The 16,446-nt window shown below is 59.8% G+C and carries 13 protein-coding genes and 1 tRNA gene; 7 read left to right on the top strand and 7 right to left on the bottom strand.

Annotated features, from left to right (window positions below):
* Nucleotides 1-30: 30 nt before the first annotated feature.
* The 4 genes from ACSAMM_RS10420 (at nucleotide 31) to ACSAMM_RS10405 (ending at nucleotide 6,961) form a co-directional block, all read left to right on the top strand.
* On the top strand, nucleotides 31-2,595 hold the full coding sequence (locus tag ACSAMM_RS10420) for a hypothetical protein (RefSeq protein ID WP_457791289.1): 2,565 nt from the start codon (nucleotides 31-33) through the stop codon (nucleotides 2,593-2,595).
* A 265-nt stretch (nucleotides 2,596-2,860) separates the two neighbouring features.
* Nucleotides 2,861-4,933, top strand: coding sequence for an elongation factor G (locus ACSAMM_RS10415; RefSeq protein WP_178722460.1), 2,073 nt, complete (start codon nucleotides 2,861-2,863; stop codon nucleotides 4,931-4,933).
* A 169-nt stretch (nucleotides 4,934-5,102) separates the two neighbouring features.
* Complete coding sequence (locus tag ACSAMM_RS10410) at nucleotides 5,103-6,746, top strand: CvpA family protein (RefSeq protein WP_457791288.1); 1,644 nt, start codon at nucleotides 5,103-5,105, stop codon at nucleotides 6,744-6,746.
* A 138-nt stretch (nucleotides 6,747-6,884) separates the two neighbouring features.
* Nucleotides 6,885-6,961, top strand: a tRNA-Met gene (locus tag ACSAMM_RS10405).
* 39 nt (nucleotides 6,962-7,000) lie between these two features.
* On the opposite strand, the gene ACSAMM_RS10400 is transcribed toward ACSAMM_RS10405, so the two are convergent.
* Nucleotides 7,001-7,831, bottom strand: a complete 831-nt coding sequence (locus ACSAMM_RS10400; RefSeq protein ID WP_178723022.1) for a helix-turn-helix domain-containing protein — start codon at nucleotides 7,829-7,831, stop codon at nucleotides 7,001-7,003.
* A gap of 141 nt (nucleotides 7,832-7,972) precedes the next feature.
* Between ACSAMM_RS10400 and ACSAMM_RS10395 the strand changes: the two genes are divergently transcribed.
* Nucleotides 7,973-9,082, top strand: coding sequence for a uroporphyrinogen decarboxylase family protein (locus ACSAMM_RS10395; RefSeq protein ID WP_457792178.1), 1,110 nt, complete (start codon nucleotides 7,973-7,975; stop codon nucleotides 9,080-9,082).
* A gap of 36 nt (nucleotides 9,083-9,118) precedes the next feature.
* Here ACSAMM_RS10395 and ACSAMM_RS10390 read toward each other — a convergent pair whose 3' ends face one another.
* Both ACSAMM_RS10390 and ACSAMM_RS10385 read right to left on the bottom strand, forming a co-directional pair.
* A complete protein-coding gene (locus ACSAMM_RS10390; RefSeq protein ID WP_457791287.1) occupies nucleotides 9,119-10,429 on the bottom strand; it encodes a type II restriction enzyme in 1,311 nt (436 codons plus the stop codon).
* A 91-nt stretch (nucleotides 10,430-10,520) separates the two neighbouring features.
* Complete coding sequence (locus ACSAMM_RS10385; RefSeq protein WP_178723016.1) at nucleotides 10,521-11,369, bottom strand: Dam family site-specific DNA-(adenine-N6)-methyltransferase; 849 nt, start codon at nucleotides 11,367-11,369, stop codon at nucleotides 10,521-10,523.
* Nucleotides 11,370-11,666: 297 nt separating this feature from the next.
* Here ACSAMM_RS10385 and ACSAMM_RS10380 point away from each other — a divergent pair, with 297 nt between their 5' ends.
* On the top strand, nucleotides 11,667-12,077 hold the full coding sequence (locus ACSAMM_RS10380) for a hypothetical protein (RefSeq protein WP_457791286.1): 411 nt from the start codon (nucleotides 11,667-11,669) through the stop codon (nucleotides 12,075-12,077).
* A gap of 82 nt (nucleotides 12,078-12,159) precedes the next feature.
* On the opposite strand, the gene ACSAMM_RS10375 is transcribed toward ACSAMM_RS10380, so the two are convergent.
* The 3 genes from ACSAMM_RS10375 to ACSAMM_RS10365 all read right to left on the bottom strand — a co-directional run bounded on the left by ACSAMM_RS10375 (nucleotide 12,160) and on the right by ACSAMM_RS10365 (nucleotide 14,894).
* The gene (locus tag ACSAMM_RS10375; RefSeq protein WP_178723013.1) at nucleotides 12,160-12,777 is read right to left on the bottom strand and encodes a cytidylate kinase family protein; all 618 of its coding nucleotides are present in this window, start codon (nucleotides 12,775-12,777) and stop codon (nucleotides 12,160-12,162) included.
* 161 nt (nucleotides 12,778-12,938) lie between these two features.
* The gene (locus ACSAMM_RS10370; protein ID WP_457791285.1) at nucleotides 12,939-13,511 is read right to left on the bottom strand and encodes a putative ABC transporter permease; all 573 of its coding nucleotides are present in this window, start codon (nucleotides 13,509-13,511) and stop codon (nucleotides 12,939-12,941) included.
* Between the two features lie 237 nt (nucleotides 13,512-13,748).
* Nucleotides 13,749-14,894, bottom strand: coding sequence for an iron-containing alcohol dehydrogenase (locus ACSAMM_RS10365; protein ID WP_178723011.1), 1,146 nt, complete (start codon nucleotides 14,892-14,894; stop codon nucleotides 13,749-13,751).
* Between the two features lie 286 nt (nucleotides 14,895-15,180).
* Here ACSAMM_RS10365 and ACSAMM_RS10360 point away from each other — a divergent pair, with 286 nt between their 5' ends.
* The gene (locus ACSAMM_RS10360; protein ID WP_457791284.1) at nucleotides 15,181-15,633 is read left to right on the top strand and encodes a C-GCAxxG-C-C family protein; all 453 of its coding nucleotides are present in this window, start codon (nucleotides 15,181-15,183) and stop codon (nucleotides 15,631-15,633) included.
* Between the two features lie 302 nt (nucleotides 15,634-15,935).
* Here the strand turns inward: ACSAMM_RS10360 and ACSAMM_RS10355 are convergent, their stop codons facing one another.
* On the bottom strand, nucleotides 15,936-16,259 hold the full coding sequence (locus ACSAMM_RS10355) for a winged helix-turn-helix transcriptional regulator (protein WP_178723007.1): 324 nt from the start codon (nucleotides 16,257-16,259) through the stop codon (nucleotides 15,936-15,938).
* Nucleotides 16,260-16,446 lie beyond the last annotated feature (187 nt).

Raw genomic sequence — 16,446 nt, 5'->3', positions numbered from 1 at the left:
CCGCTGCCGGACAGACAGTGGAGGTTGGCTATGGATCGCTATGACATTGACGATATTTTGGAGGAAGCCCGGCGGCTGAAGGAGCAGCGCCGGGACGTTCCCGCCCCATCCCGCCCGGCCGAACCCGCGCCCGCGGCGCCCGCCGCCCCGGCCGTCGTCGCTGAGCGGCCGGCCCCGGAGTCTCTTCCCCCCGTCGTGACGGGGCCGTGGGAAGAGCCGGAGGAGGAACCCCGAAAAAAACGGGTTCTCTCTTTCTTTTCCAGAAAAAAGGAGAAGGAGCAGGAGTGGGAGGACGAATGGGAGGCGCTGGCCGCCCCCGAACAGCCGGTGGAGAGGACGGAGGAACTGCCTCCCGTTCCGATCCCCCTGGTTCCCGCAGGGCGGGAGAAGCCGGCCCCCGTCCCGCCGGCCCCGGCCGAGCCGATCAAGCCGTCGCCCGCCGCGCCGTCCGCCCCCGAAAAGGCCGACAGCGCCACCCGGGTCATCGAGCTGCCGCAAAAGGAGCCGCCGGCCAAGACAAAAAAGCCCGCCAAAGACGCGGCCGCCCCGCCCATCGAGGATATGGAAGGGCAGATGAAGCTGGACGATTACGTGGAACCGGCCGTCTCCGCGCCGACGGAAGCGCCGGCTCCGCCGCCGGCGCCCGCCGCCGAATCTCCCGCCGAACCCGCCGCGGTTCTTCCCGAGGGGCCGGCGCCCGCCTCGGCTGCGGAAAGCGACGGCCCCACCCTGGAGGAGCAGCTGGAGCAGACCCGCCGGGAAAAAATCGAGGAATTTCAAAAGAAGCGGCAGACGCATGGCCTGGATTTCAAGCTGGCCGGAGACGAGGAAGAGGACAACGACCCCGCCGAGGAGCCGGTGACTTACGAGGAGGAGGAGCTGGAGGATTACGGCCGGTATGAGGAAACCCCTGCCGTGCAGAACGAGCTGAATTACCGCCGCCGCACCGGCTGGATCAGCGTGTTCCTCACCCTCTCCCTGGAGGCGGTGCTGGTCACCCTGTCCCTGCTGGTGCATATCACCGGCGCTCCGCCGCTGGATCCGTATCTCTATATCGGCCTGCATGGCTTTATGCTGCTGTTCATGATGCTGGTCAATCACCAGATGGTGGGGGGCGGTCTCGCCTCCCTGGCGCGTATGCAGGCAGACGGGGACAGCGCGGCCGCCGTGGCCGCCGTTGCGGCCCTTGTCCATACCCTGCTGCAGTTCATCCGTCCCGCCGCCGTGGCAGACGGAACGCTGGAGCTGCTGGCCCCCGTGGCGGGCCTCAGCCTCCTGCTGGCCGCCCTGGGCCGGCAGGCCCGTGTCTGCCGCATCTGTGCCAACTTCCGCTTCGTGTCCTATCCCGGCGAAAAATTCGCCGCCCACCGCATCGAGGACCGGCAGACCGCCGAGGAGGTGGGCCGGGCCGCCGTGGCCCTGGGGGAGCCCCAGGTGGCCTTTTTTAAAGGCGCCCCCTTTCTGACCCGTTTTCTGGAAAATTCCTATGCGGAGGACGGCGGCGACCGGGTGATGAAGCTATTTGTCCCCCTGCTGGCCGCCGCTTCGGCCCTGCTGGGCGTCGGGTACGGCTTGCTGCATCCCGACGGCTGGTGGATGGCCCTGACCGTGTTTGTCTCCGCCCTGTGCCTGGCCACCCCCGCCGCCATGACCGCCATGAACTTCCCCCTACTGCGGGCCGGAAAAAAGGCCCTGAGCCGGGGCGGCATGGTCAGCGGCTGGAACGCGGTCAAAGAGTTCGGCCACCTGCACGCCGTGGTGGTGGACGCGGCCGACCTGTTCCCGAGCGAGAGCGTGCTGCTCCACGGCATCAAGACCTTCTCCGGCACCCGCATTGACGAGGCGATTTTGGACGCGGCCGCCATTTCGATCCAGGCGGGCGGTCCTCTGGCCGCTGTTTTCCGCCGGGTCATCGAGGATAAGACCGATATTCTTCCCGCCGTGGACAGCCTGGTTTATGAGCAGGATATGGGCCTGGCCGGCTGGGTGGGCGGCCGGCGGGTGCTGGTGGGCAACCGCCGCCTGCTGGAAAATCACGGGGTGGACGTGCCCTCCCGGGACTACGAGATGCGCTATACGAAAAACAACCGGCAGCTGGTCTATCTCTCTGCCGCCGGTGAGCTGTCCGCCATGTTCGTGGTCAGCTACGTGGCCGACGAGGGGATCGCCGAGGCCCTGCATTCTTTGGAAAAGGCCGGTATCACTCTCCTGGTGCGCACCTGCGACCCCAATGTGACCGAAAGCCTCATCTGCGACGTGCTGGATATAGACGGCTATTACGTCGAGATGCTGGGCACCGTGGCCGGCCGGGCGTTCAGCCGGGTGGAAGCGGTTTCCTATGGGGAGGTTCCCGCGGTGCTGGCCTCCAACGGCCGGATCGAAGGGACGGCGGCGGCCCTCTCCGCCTGCCGCCGGCTGCGCATTGGGGCAGGCCTCGGCCTGGCGGCGCAGATCGTGGCCGCCGGTGTCGGCTTTGCCTTGAGCCTGATTCTCGCCTTCCGCAGCGGCATGGTCATGCCCCCCGCCTATGCCCTGGGCTATCTGTCCGGCGCGGCGATACTCTCGTGGATCTTACCCGGAGTTAAACGAATTTGAACGACTAATGAACAATAAATTGGGATAAATATACAAAATCACTCACCGCCTGTTGTGGCAGTGGGTGATTTTTTTGGTTTGATGAACTAGACCTTGAAATTTGATAGGGGATAGGCTATACTTATCAAAGAGGAAGAATTCTTGTGGGTATATTTTGTGCAACATAGCTCACATTCTGCCGAAGCGCTCCGAACGCGGTCGAACTTGTCCACGTCGCCGGGGCGGTCGGTTCCCTCCGTATAGAATTTGAAAGGGGAGTTCACACTTGAAACAGTACAACGCCAAAACCATCCGAAATGTTGCCCTGGTCGGCCATGCCGGTTCGGGAAAGACCTCGCTGGCCGAAGCGGCTTTTTATCTGACCGGCCAGTCGGAGCGTCTGGGGCGTGTCCCCGATGGGAATACCATTTGCGATTTTGATCCGGAGGAAATCAAGCGGAAGGCGTCGGTGTCCACCGCCCTGCTGCCGGTGGAATGGAAGGATACCAAGATAAACCTGCTGGACACCCCCGGTCTCTTCGACTTTGCGGGGGGCATGCGGGAAGGCATCCGCGCGGCGGGCAGCGCCGTGGTGGTGGTATCGGGCAAAAGCGGCGTGACTGTCGGCGCGGAGAAGGGATTCCGTGCGGCTCAGAAAAAGGGCATCGCCACCATGTTCTTCGTCAATAAGATGGACAATGAGAACGCCGACTTTTATAAGGTTTTTGAGGAGCTGAAAACCAAGTTCGGCCCTATGGTCTGCCCTCTGGTGGTGCCCTATGTGGAGGATCATCAGGTTAAGTGCTACATAAACCTGCTGGAATATAAGGCCTATACCTATCAGAACGGTAAAGCCGCGCCCGTGCCCCTGCCCGACATGGGCCACCGGCTGGACGGCCTGCGTACCGCCATCAACGAGGCGGTGGCCGAGACCAGCGAGGAGCTGATGGAAAAGTACTTCTCCGGCGAGGATTTTACCCCCGACGAGCGGATCATGGGCATTGCTTCCGGCGTGCGTAAGGGGGACATCGCTCCGGTCTTCTGTGGATCTGCCCAGGATCTCAGCGGCGTGGATCAGCTGCTCAACGGTCTGATATGGCTGGCCCCGTGGGCGGAGTCGGTGGCCGGGGAAACCGGCGTGGATCCCAACGGCAATGCGGTGGAACTGGCTGTCAATGACAACGCACAGACCGCCGCCATTGTGTTCAAGACCATCGTCGATCCCTTCGTGGGCAAGCTGCTGTACTTCAAGGTGGTCAGCGGCAAGATGACCCCGGATACCAGCCTGATGAATATGCGCACCGGTGCCATGGAGAAAATCGGCAAGCTGTTCGTGGTGCGGGGCAAGAAGCAGGAAGAAACCGCCTGCGTGCCGGCCGGCGACATCGGCGCGGTCTCCAAGCTGGCGGGCACCAACACCGGGGATACCCTGTGCGCCCCCGCCCGCCCCGTCATCCTGCCCGGCGTGCCCTTTGACGAGCCTTGCCTGTCCATGGCGGTGCATACCGTCAAGAAGGGGGACGAGGAGAAGATGGCCTACGGCCTCGGCCGTCTGATGGAGGAGGATCCCACCATCGTCTTCACCACCAACCAGGAGACCAAGGAATCCATCCTCTCGGGTCTGGGCGAGCAGCACTTGGACGTGGTGGTGTCCAAGCTGAAGAGCAAGTTCGGCGTGGAGGTCACGCTGGAAACGCCCCGCGTCCCTTACCGGGAAACCATTCGCAAGAAGGTCAAGGTGCAGGGGCGGCATAAGAAGCAGTCGGGCGGCCATGGCCAGTTCGGCGACGTCTGGGTGGAGTTCGAGCCCTGGGACTGCGAGGAGCTGGAGTTTGCCGAGAAGGTGTTCGGCGGCTCGGTGCCCAAGAACTACTTCCCGGCCGTGGAAAAGGGCCTGCGGGACAGCGCGAAAAAGGGCGTGCTGGCCGGCTTCCCCATGGTAGGGCTGAAGGCCACCCTGGTGGACGGATCCTACCACCCGGTGGACTCCTCCGAAATGGCCTTTAAAACGGCCGCTAACCTGGCCTATAAGGCCGGCATCCCTCAGGCATCTCCCGTGCTGCTCGAGCCCATCGCCAGCCTGAAGGCCTATGTGCCCAACGACAACACCGGTGACATCATGGGCGATATCAACAAGCGACGGGGCCGGGTGCTGGGCATGAATCCCGCGGAGGACGAGGATTTGACCTGCGTGGAGGCCGAGGTGCCCATGGCGGAGGCCGGGGACTACGCCACCTTCCTGCGCTCCCTGACCCAGGGCCGCGGCTATTTCCGCATCGCCTTCGAGCGGTACGAGGAAGCCCCGGCCAACGTGGCCCAAAAGGTGATCGAGCAATACAAGGTGGCCGACGAAGACTGAACCGCGAACCGGAGGGGAGCCGCCCCTCCGGTTTTTCTTGTCGGAGAACTATTTAGATTTTGTAAAGATCGGGCCGGTTTTCTTGCGTAAAGGCGGGAACTATGGTACTGTAGTCTCACTACCCGCCTCGATTGACCGGGGCGGGCCAAGAAAGGACAGAACGTACCCGATGAGAAAAGGTTTAAAATCCCGCGTGATTTGCGGCGTGCTGGCTGCTATCGTGATCTTTTTGCTGTATTGGTTCATGCTGCCCCCTCTCCATCCCGCCAGCCCCCTGTTCTGGACGTTCATCGTCCTGACCCTGGCGGTGGTGCTGGCTGCCGTTTCCCTCCCCCGGCTGCTGACGGCCCTGGCCGGCCTGCCCGACTTCACCGTCCGCGGCAAGGCGGGCAAGCCGGTGGCGGAACGCCGCCCCATGACCCGGTTTACAAAAGTGATGCTTCTGATCCTCGGCGGAATTCTTGTCCTGGCGCTGGTGCTGATGCTGACCGGCGTCCCCCTATTCCATTCCGCCCGGTATCGGGATCTGCTCAAGACCGAAACCGGCGATTTCACCGCCGACGTGGCCGAGTTGTCCATGAATCAAATCCCCGTCGTCGACAGGGACACCGCCAAGCAGCTGGGCAAGCGCAAGCTGGGCGAGATGGCCGACCTGGTTTCCCAGTTCGAGATTGCGGAGAATTACACCCAAATCAACCTGAACAACCGTCCCGTGCGGGTCACCCCCCTGGTTTACGGCGACGTCATCAAATGGTTTAACAATCACAAGCAGGGCCTGCCCGCCTACATTCAGGTGGATATGGTCACCCAGGACACCAAGCTGGTGCGTCTGGAGCAGGGGATGAAATATTCCCCCTCCGAGCTGTTCCTGCGCAATATTGGCCGCTACGCCCGGTTTCAGTATCCCACCAAAATGTTCGATGAGAACTTTTCCTTCGAGGTGGACGACAGCGGCACTCCCTACTGGATTGTCTCCACTGTCACCTACCGCATCGGCATGTGGGGCGGCCGGGACGTGGAGGGCGCTATTCTCATCAACGCTGTCACCGGCGGCCATCAGTATTATCCGGTGGATAAAATCCCCACCTGGGTGGATCAGGTGTACCACGCCGATATGCTGCTGGAGCAGATGACCTATAACGGCCAGTTTCAGTCCGGCTTTTGGAACGCCTATATCGGTCAGCGGGGCGTGCTGCGGCCCACTGAAGGATACAACTACATCGCTGTCAACGACGACGTGTATCTGTATACCGGCATGACCTCCGTCACCGGGGATCAGTCCAACGTGGGCTTCGTGCTCATCAACATGCGCACCAAGGACACGAAATTTTATGAAATTCCCGGCGCCGAAGAATTCTCCGCCATGAGCTCCGCCGAGGGTAAGGTGCAGAATCTGCGGTATACCGCCACCTTCCCGCTGCTGCTCAACGTGGCGGATCGCCCCACCTACTTCATGTCGCTTAAGGACAACGCGGGCCTGGTGAAGATGTACGCCTTTGTGGATGTGGAACAATACCAGCTTGTGGGCACCGGCGGCACTGTGGCCGAGGCCCGCGCCAGCTACGTCAAGGCCCTGAGCGACGACGGCGCCGTCTCGGCGGGGGGCGAACCGGTGACCGGCGTTATTCAGGAGATTCACAGCGCCGTCTCCGAGGGCTTCACCCGCTATTACTTCAAGCTCGACGGCGCCGATACCATCTACGTGGCGGGGATTCAGACCTCCAGCAAGCTCCCCTTCTACAAGGCGGGGGACACCGTGACCGTCACCTGCTCGGGCGAAGGAGCTGTGCGGGATGTCCTGACCATCGAATAATCCCTCAGGGCGCGGAAAGAGACGCTTTCCGCGCCCCTTTTTCTTTATCTAAAGAAAATACAGGAAAATGCAAAAAAAGGGTTGCAATTTCCGAACAGGTACTATATAATAGTAAAGCGCTCTGAGAGAGGCATACATCGCGGGGTGGAGCAGTCCGGTAGCTCGTCGGGCTCATAACCCGAAGGTCGTCAGTTCAAATCTGGCCCCCGCAACCAACGAAAAGCCATGGAAGCTTATGCTTCCATGGCTTTTTTCTATATGTCAGAGCTTGTTCCGTACTTTTTATAGCTGCGGTGGAACGCGGAAAGGCTGCCGAAGCCGCAGGCAAAGGCCGCCTCGGAAAGCGTCCGCCCGGTGTCCAGCATCTGGCGGGCCTGCACGATGCGGTAATGGTTCAAATACCGGTGAAACGTCATACCAGTCGCCTGCTTGAACAGCCGACAGAAGTGCGACACGCTCAGATGGACGGCCCCGGCCGCCTGAGCCAAGGTCAGCCCCTCGCGATCGTATTGCTCGTTGATCAGCTCGAATGCCTTGGCCAGCATATCCCGCTGCCGATCGGAGGGATTGGCCAGGGAAACCGTGGACAGCCGGCCCCGATCGGTGCGGTACAGATCGACCAGCAGCCGCAGCACGTCGGCGGTCACGGCGGTTTGATAGCCGTCGGGGCGCCCCTTCAGCTCCGCGTGAATCCTCTCCAAAAGGCGGCCCATTTCCGGCCCCGCCGGGACGGGCGCATCGAAAAACAGCCGCCCCGCCAGCCACGCCTCGCCCATGCGGCCGCCCGCCTGGCTGCCGTTCAGAAAGGCAGCGGCGTCGAACTGCAGAACCAGCAGGTCCGCCTCGGTGTCACAGGGGGTATAGGCATGCAGCTGGTTCTGGCCGATGACCGCCAGCGCGCCGGGAGCCAGGACGTAGGAGGTCTCGTGAACCTGCTGGATACCGCTTCCCGTCCGGCTGTATACGATTTCCACCTCGTTGTGCCAATGGCAGTAGGAGGGGACGCCCAGCCGCCCCCGCAGCGTGAAGCAGCGGATTTTGAGGGCGGCGTCCTCCCAGGGCAGGGTTTCCTGAATGCTTCTCATCAAACCGCCGTCCTTTCCGGCAAGATGGTAGGAATTGCGCCGTTTGCGCGCTTTCTGGTAAGAATCGCTTCGCGCCGGTGCGCAAGGTGCGCTATATTGAGTATAGCAGATGCGAAACCAAAGGAAAAGAGTGTGTTGACAATGGCTCAGCTGACCACCAGAGAACGGTTTGTCAGAACCCTGACCGGGCAGGATACCGACCGGGTGCCGTTCATGAAGATTTTCGGCGGAACCAACGACGTGCTGCCGGCCTGGGAGCGGGACTACCCCGGCCTGCACACGTATATCGACGAGCTGCTGGGGTTTGAAGGCGGCTATCGCGGCTGGCGGATTACACCGGTGAATTTCGACCTCTGCGGGGAGATCGAAACCGAAGTCCTCAGCGAGGACGCCCAGTCGGCGGTGATCCGTTACAGCTATGGCAAGGTGGTGCGGCAGAACAAGGGGACGGACTACCACCAGCACACGCTGGAATACCCTGTGAAAAGCCGGGAGGACTGGGATCGCATCAAAAGCCGGTATCTGGATCCGGCGGATCCCCGCCGCCTTCCGCCCCACTGGGAGCACTATGTCGAGATGTACCGGCAGCGGGACTACCCGCTGCAATTGACCGGCGGAGGCGTCTACGGCTTTGCCCGGAACATGATGGGGGACGAAGCCCTCTGCTACGCGTTCTACGACGATCCGGAGCTGGTGCACGATATTATGGACAGCTACATGGACTTTTGCTGCCGTCTCTGGGAGCGTCTGTGCGACGGCGTGGCGTTCGATTTGATCGAAAGCTGGGAGGATATGGCCAGCAAGAACGGCTCTATCATCTCGCCGGCCATCTTCGAGGAATTTCTCGCCCCGAATTTCCAAAAGATGCGCCGCTTTGCCGACGCCCACCGGATTCCCCTGGTGCTGGTGGACAGCGACGGCAACATCAACGCGCTGGCCCGGCAGATGCACGCGAACGGCGTCAACGCCATGTACCCCTTCGAGGTGGGGGCCGGGTGCGACCCCTTCCGCGTCCTGCGGGAGCTCCCCGGCATGGCGGCCCTGGGCTGCCTGGAGAAAAACGCCTGCGCCTTGGGGGAGGAGGCCATTGAGGAGCAGATGGAGCGGGCACGCCGGCTGATCCGGCAGGGCCGCTGCATCCCCGGCCCAGATCATTTTGTGCTGGAAAACGTGTCCTTCCCGCAGTACAAGCGGTTTATGAACAGGCTGCGCGAGGTGGTGCTCACCACCTCGCCCGGCAGCGATCGATAACGGAAAAGGCCGCCGGAACAACCGGCGGCCTTACTTTTATATCAGATGCAGCTCCCGCTGATCCGCCAGACACAGCTGGCTGAAAATCCACTCGAGCCATCCCCGCACCGTGGAGGAGCGGCGCATGATGGTGGTGCCGTTGATGGGCAAATCCGCCTCCTCCATGATTTTGCAGATAGCGGCTTTCTCCGGCACGCCGGAGGAGCGCAGCGCCACGCCGAACGCCTTGTGGAACACCGGCCGCTCGAGCATCTTGCGGATGAGAGCCAGATATTTCTGCTTGTACCGCAGCTCCATGATGCTTTTGGCCTCCCGGCTGAGGGTGTACTGCCGCTCTCCATACTCGTTGGTGTCCCGGTAAAGCAGCCCCAGATACTCGCACGCCGATATGTAGTAGCTGGTCTGCCGGGCGTCGAAATCGTACTTGAGCGTGACCTCCTCGGGCGTCATGGTCTTTTCGTACAGCACCGAGAGAATATCCACAATCCGGGAGAAAGTGTCGGCCTGGGGGAAGGTGATGGGCGGCTCCTCGGTGCACTGGATGCTGTTCCAGATGTCGACGACATCCTTGAGATGGATGTCCTCGTCCGCAAAGGTGTAGGCCTTGTGCTCCACCAGCTCCAGGGAATTGTAGAATTCGCGATCGAAAAAGCGGTAAATGAAGGCGTGGAACACGTCGTTGGAATACACCAAAAACACCGGCAGAATCGGCTTGGAAATCTTCGAGCTCCACAGGCGGTAGGGATAATACAGCTGCCGGATGAGCAGCTCGTCCACCGCCACGTTTTTCGCCTCGCAGAGCATCAGCGCGTCCCGGCTTTCATATCCGGCGTCGATCTCCACCTGGGCGTTGACCACGTCCAGGTGCTGCTCTCCCGCCGGCAGGCGGTTATTGCGCACCCAATAGGAAAATGACCCCGACGACATCCGGCCGTTGACGGTGAAAACCGCCTCGCCCCCCAGAATGTCCGCAATAATCCCGCTGTTGTAAGCAAACAGCAGGGCGGAGGATTCGCTGTATAGGTTGGTATAATCGATGGTCTGCAGGTTCGGCACCGGCACCGGTGTGGGCCGGACCGAGTCGTACTTGATCTTGGCATGGGTTTCGAAGCCGCCAATGATATACTCGCCCCGGGATATCGGCAGGATGGACAGCTTGTTTTCCTTGAAGATGGCGGGAAGCTGCGTCGACTGGTCGAACTTGGCCATCAGCCGGGCTTCCTTCACCGTATTGATATCGGCGGAGGAAATACGGAACGATCCCCTGGTCGCCACTTGTTTGGCAATATCATGCCGATCAAACAGGATTTCCCAAGCCTTGTCTATGCTGATACTCTTTTCCGCCATAGGTGACTTCCTCTCTCCGGCGAAGGATACATACAGCCCATCCCCGCCGGTGGTACGGGCCGCATCAGGCGGGCCGCCGCCCGCCTGCCAGCTACCAGTTTTTAATCAGAACCTCGCTGACCGGCCCCCGCCCGTTGGCGTTGGCGTTGATTGCCCGGCTGGCCATGACCGTTTTGATCGTAAAGCCTCGGTACAGCTCCCGGATGAAAGGCGTATCCGCGTTGCTGAGCAGGCACTTGGCGCCCCGTCCGCTCAGCTCGGCGTAGACGTCGCGCAGCCGGATCTGCTCGCTTTCCCCGAAGCCTCCGGCCTGATATCCCGTAAAATTCGTGTTGTCCTTGCTGTGATAGGGCGGATCGAAATAGACGAAGGATTCCCCGTCCGCGCCTTCTACCGCCGCGGCAAAATCCCCGGTGAGGATGTCGACGTCGTTGCCGTTCAGATACCGGCTGACAGCCCGCAGACTCTCCTCGTCGAAAATGGCGGGGTTTTTGTACCGGCCGTAGGGGACGTTGAACAGCCCCTGCAGATTCACCCGATACAGCCCGTTGAAGCAGGTTTTGTTCAGGTAAATCAATCGCGCCGCCTTTTCCACGGGGGAGAGGGCGGCAAACGCCTCCGCGTCCCGATCCAGGGAGCGGATTTCATAAAAATATTCCTGGCTGGTGTTCTCCTTATGGGTTTTCAGCAGGGCGATCAGCGCCTCCACGTCATCTCGGATGGCCATATAGGTGACAATCAGCTGTTCGTTGTGATCGTTGATGACGGCCCGGCGGGGCTGAATGGCAAACAGCAGCGCCCCGGCGCCGACAAACGGTTCATAATAGGTGGTATATCTTCGGGGAATGGTCCGCTGAATTTCCGGCATCAGCTGCCGCTTGCCGCCCGCCCATTTCAGGTAGGGCCGCACCAAAGGATCGATGGGGGCTTTTTTTGCCATGGGAAATTACCGCCTTTTAACCTACTCGCATACCCTTTCGATATACCTATTTAGTTTACCATGTTTCCCGCCTTTCTGCAAGCCGCTGCTTCGATGGATTTTTGATAAAAAACCAATTTTGCGGAAGACATGGGGATCCTGTCGAAAAACGCCGGAACCGCCCCGGAAAAACTCGAAAGAATCGCGGCATCCCCTTCTTTCATGCGGCTATTCGACAGAATCTTACAGATAAAGATGGTATAGTATAGAAACGCCGAAAAAACAAACCACATCAATGTCAAAGGGAGTCGGATGATCATGAATTCGTATACAATTTTGAGGAAGCTGGACGCCGTGGGCCGTCTGGTCCTGCCCCTGGATATGCGCCGGGATCTGTGCCTGGAACCGGGCGGCTGCGTGCGCGTCACGCTGGACAAGCAGGGGGCCGGCCTCCTGCTGGAAAAAGCGTCCTGCGCCGGGTCGGAAAAATTCCTGATGGAATTGGACGGCCTGGGCCGGATCGTCATCCCCCAGGCGCTGCGGGCGGCGCTGGAAGCCAAAGCCAATACCACCATGGAGCTGACCTGTGACCCGGCGAGCGTGTCGGTCGTTCTGCGCCCGGTGAAGCCCGCCTGCTGCGCCTGCGGTGGCGGCGACGATCTCAAGCCCGTAGGCTCGGCCCATCTCTGCCGTTCCTGCCGGTGTGAAGTGCTGGCGTTGGGCGAATGATAAGCCATGCGTCGGGAAAAGCGCGGTTTCGCGCTTATAAACGCGAAATGCGGGCCACATTTCATGGCCCGCAAGATTTTATCTAGGCTTCTTTTTTGTCCGCGAACAGACGGATGAGATCCACGGTGCCGTCAATACCGATGGCCCCGCTGTCCACGCTCAGATGATAGCTGTCCGCATTGCCCCATTTCTTGGTGGAATAGAAGTTGTGATAGGACGCCCGCTTTTTGTCCACCTTGATGATCCGCTCCGCGGCCTCCTTGTCGCTGAGATTGTACAGCCGGCAGACACGCTCCACCCGCTTTTTCATCTCCGCGTGGACGAACACGCTCACCAGATGGGGGTATTTGCTCAGCGCGTAGTCCGCGCAGCGCCCCACGATGACGCAGGCCCCATCGGCCGACAGCTTCTGGATGGCGTCGAACTGGGCCAGGAAAATCTGGTGGTTGATGGGCATGGTGAACGGCCCGCCCCCGCCCATGCCGTAATTGCCCATGGAAAGGGAATACAGCAGGCTGTTGGTCGGCATCTCGTCATAATTTTCAATCACGTCCCGGGAAATGCCGCTTTGCTCCGCCGCCAGCTCCAGCAGCTCCTTGTCGTAGAAGGGGACGCCCAGCTGATCCGCCAGCTTTTTGCCGATTTCGCGGCCGCCGCTGCCGAATTGCCGCCCGATGGTGATAATGGTGCGATCATGCATAAAAAACCAGTCCTTTCCCCGGGATCTCTCCCGTTCCTTGCTTCTAGTATACTGCGTTTCAGCCGCTTTGTATACCGTTTTATTAAAAAATTTACAAAGAAATCAATAAAACAGGCGCCGCTGTTATGCAAAGATAACAGCGGCGCCTGACTTTCATTCCTTTACGTATTGTCCGCGGTTTCCATCGGCGGCTCCTCCCGCCGTTCGCGCAGCCGGCGATAGAGATGATAGCCGAAATCCAGCGGGAAATAAATAAGCGCGGCCACGCACACGAACTTGCCCAGCGCCACGGGAATGGCACCTATGTATCCGGAAACCAGTCCTTCCAGCACCCGGAAGTAGAGCACAGCCAGCACGCCCCAGCCCACCGAGCTTTCCAGGCACAGGATGCCTTTGTAGTTGAAGGGCTTGTGGCTGTAATCCCACCACAGGCTGCCGAACAGCCGCATCATGGCGATGCCGGTCAGGTATTCCAGAACCGTGGCCAGCAGCATCCCCGCCGCAAACAGCAGAAACAGGTTGTGGGAGAAGGGCCGCAGCAGCGCCGGGATGATGAGGGCGCCGAATCCGTAGATGATGCAGAAGGGCCCCTTCATGAATCCCCGATCCAGTACCAGCCGTTTTTTCTCGATGGAAAGCACCACGCATTCCATCAGGTAGCCGAGAAAGCTGAAGAGCACAAAGGTATGCAGGATACGGTACATATCCATTCCCAGAATCTGAACGTCAAACATCGAAAGCCTCATCCTTCCCGGCCGGTTCCGGCCTGTACTTTGTGACGAAATCGTGAACGATTGGCTAACTTTAGTATATCGTACGGTCCGGCGGGCGGCAAGTATAAAATCGATTAAGTTCGCCCCTGTTTTCTTAAAACTCTATTAAATCGCCTTCATTTTCTTTTCTCTTTAGGGGATAAAGCAAGCAGGACGGGAACACCTTGTGTCCCCGTCCTGCTGCATTTTTTATGGCTCTTACCGGCCGTTGTATATCCGCTTAAGCAGCTCCACCATCCGCTTCTTGCTCACCGAGCGGGGATTGGTGGCCGTGCATTTGTCCTGGATGGCGATTTCCGCCAGTTCCTCCACGCTGGACATGAAGGCCTGCTGATCCACCCCCGCTTTTTTCAGGGAGGAGGGAATGTCGAACTCCGCCTGCATCTTCTCGATGGTGATGATGAGGTTGCGGATGGCCTGCGGCCCCGCGTAAGAGCCACCGCCAATGAGCACCCCTAGCTGGCTGTACTTCATGGCCGCCATGCTGTCGGCCGCGTGGGTGCGGTCACCCAGGCGGGAATTGAACTCGATGACATAGGGCAGCACGATGGCGTTGGCCCGCCCGTGGGGAATCCGGAACCGCCCGCCCACAATGTGGGCGATGGAGTGGTTGATGCCCAGGGACGCGTGGTTGAAGGCGATGCCCGCCATGTTGGAGGCGTTGTGCATGTGCTCGCGCGCGGCCATGTCGTCCCCGTGCTTGTAGACCCACGGCAGGTATTCCACCACCAGGCGCACCGCCTTTTCGGCCAGCGCGTCGGAGAAATCGTTGGCGCCGGTGGACACATAGGCCTCGATGGCATGGGTCAGCACGTCCATGCCGGTGTCCGCCGTCACCGCCGGCGGCACGCTGCGCACCAGCGTGGGGTCGAGAATCGCAATGTTGGGCAGCAGCTTGTCGTCGGTGATGGGGTACTTAATGTGAGTCTCCGCGTCGGTGATGACCGCGAAGCTGGTGGCCTCGCTGCCCGTCCCGCTGGTGGTGGGCACCGCAATGCACAGCGGCTTTTCCGCCCCCGTGGTCTTCTGATACATGTAGCTGATGGCCTTGGCCGCGTCGATGGCCGAGCCGCCGCCCATGGCCAGCACCGCGTCTGGCTTGTGCGCCACGATCCGGGACAGTCCCTGCACCACCAGCTCGGTGTTGGGGTCGGGGGTGATGTCCGAAAAAATCCGATACTGGGCGCCCATCTCGTCCAGCACCCGCAGCAGCTTGTTCACCATCCCCGACTTTTCCACAAAGGGATCGCAGATGATGCACAGGTTATGGATGGGATATTGCTTCAGGTTTTCAAAGGCGGCCTCGCCCGTGTAGATTTTGGTCGGTACATAAAAGGCGTTCATCGATAGGATCCTTTCTATTTCGCAGAAACCGGAAGTCCCGCCGCTTTCGGCCTATAGCACTAAGCCCCTAGGCCGAAACAGGCGGTTGTCAGTCTTCCCGCGGCCCGGCGCCCACACCACCGGCCGCTGTCAAAGGTTTGTCAATACGCGTCCCAGTATACCATATTTCGCGGCAAATGTCAGCCTCTCCGGGGGAAAAGTTGGAAGGCCGCCGCCGTCGATTTTCGTCGACCATGACAAACCGCGGCGGCTGTGATATACTGAACACAAAGAAAGGATGAGTGTCATGGGAGCAAAAGCAGAGCGGGCCAAGGCCCTATTCCAGCAGGGGTATAACTGTGCCCAGTCGGTGGCGGTGGCCTTCGCCCCGGAGATGGGACTGAGCGAGGAAACAGCCGCCCGGCTGGCCTCCGCCTTCGGCGGGGGCATGGGGCGGATGCGGGAGGTGTGCGGGGCGGTGTCCGGCATGCTGCTGGTGGCTGGGATGCTGTACGGGTACAGCGACCCGACGTCCAGGGAGGAGAAGCGGGAGACCTATGCGCTGGTGCAGCGTCTGGCCGCCCGGTTCCGCCAGGAAAACGGCAGCATCGTCTGCCGGGAGCTGCTGGGCCTGACCAGTAAAGAACTGTCGCCCGAGCCGACGCCCCGCACGGCGGAGTTCTACCGCAAGCGCCCCTGCGGGGATTTGGTTTATCAAGCCGCCAGCCTGCTGGAGGAACTGGGTGAGAAACCAGAGTGAAGATACAAACGGTGAAATAATTCTGAAAAATACAAATAGTAAAATATTTTCGTTCGTCAAAAGGGATATGTGCTCTAAGTAACTTGTTAATCAACCGATTTTTCGGTGATTGGCGAGGACACTTAGAGCATATTTCCTATAAGGAGGGCTATGCCAGGACGAAAATTAAGATGGCGCTTACTATACAAGAGGTTGAGCCGGGGCGATGAATTGCAAGACGAAAGTTTTTCCATTCAGAACCAAAAAGCTCATGCTGGGGGACTATTTCTACGCCCGCGAGCCGCAATTGTGTTCTCTATCCATCAGGCATTTTTCGCTTTATATTCTTCGCCCCAATTCCACATAGCATCTAAAACCGGCTTCAAGCTATGTCCCAACTCTGTCAACGTGTATTCTACCCGCGGCGGAACCTCTGGAAAAACCGTCCGGATAAGCAAACCGCTTTCCTCCATCTGTCGAAGCTGGGAGGTCAGTACCTTTTGGCTCACACTGCCAATGGATTTCTTTAATTCTCCAAACCGCTTTGTCCCCGACAGCAAATCTCGAATAATGAGCACCTTCCACTTGTCACTGATGAGCGTCAGCGTTGTTTCCACCGGGCAGGCGGGCAAAGCTTTTGCCTCCATTATAGTATCCTCCTGTCTGTTAGTTTCTAAAATGCTGTACAGCATTATTCTACTGTATCTCCCATGTTGGGGTCAAGGCGCAAGAAAAATTTTTTCTTCTGTCCTAAAGCCAGAACCCTTGAAACCACACAATCGTTTCCTCTCGGTAACTGTCTAATCGTTACTTTCAGGTGCCTATACCACAATA

The sequence above is a fragment of the Anaeromassilibacillus sp. SJQ-5 genome, from assembly GCF_054108045.1.
This window is presented reverse-complemented; position numbering and strand designations above follow the sequence as displayed.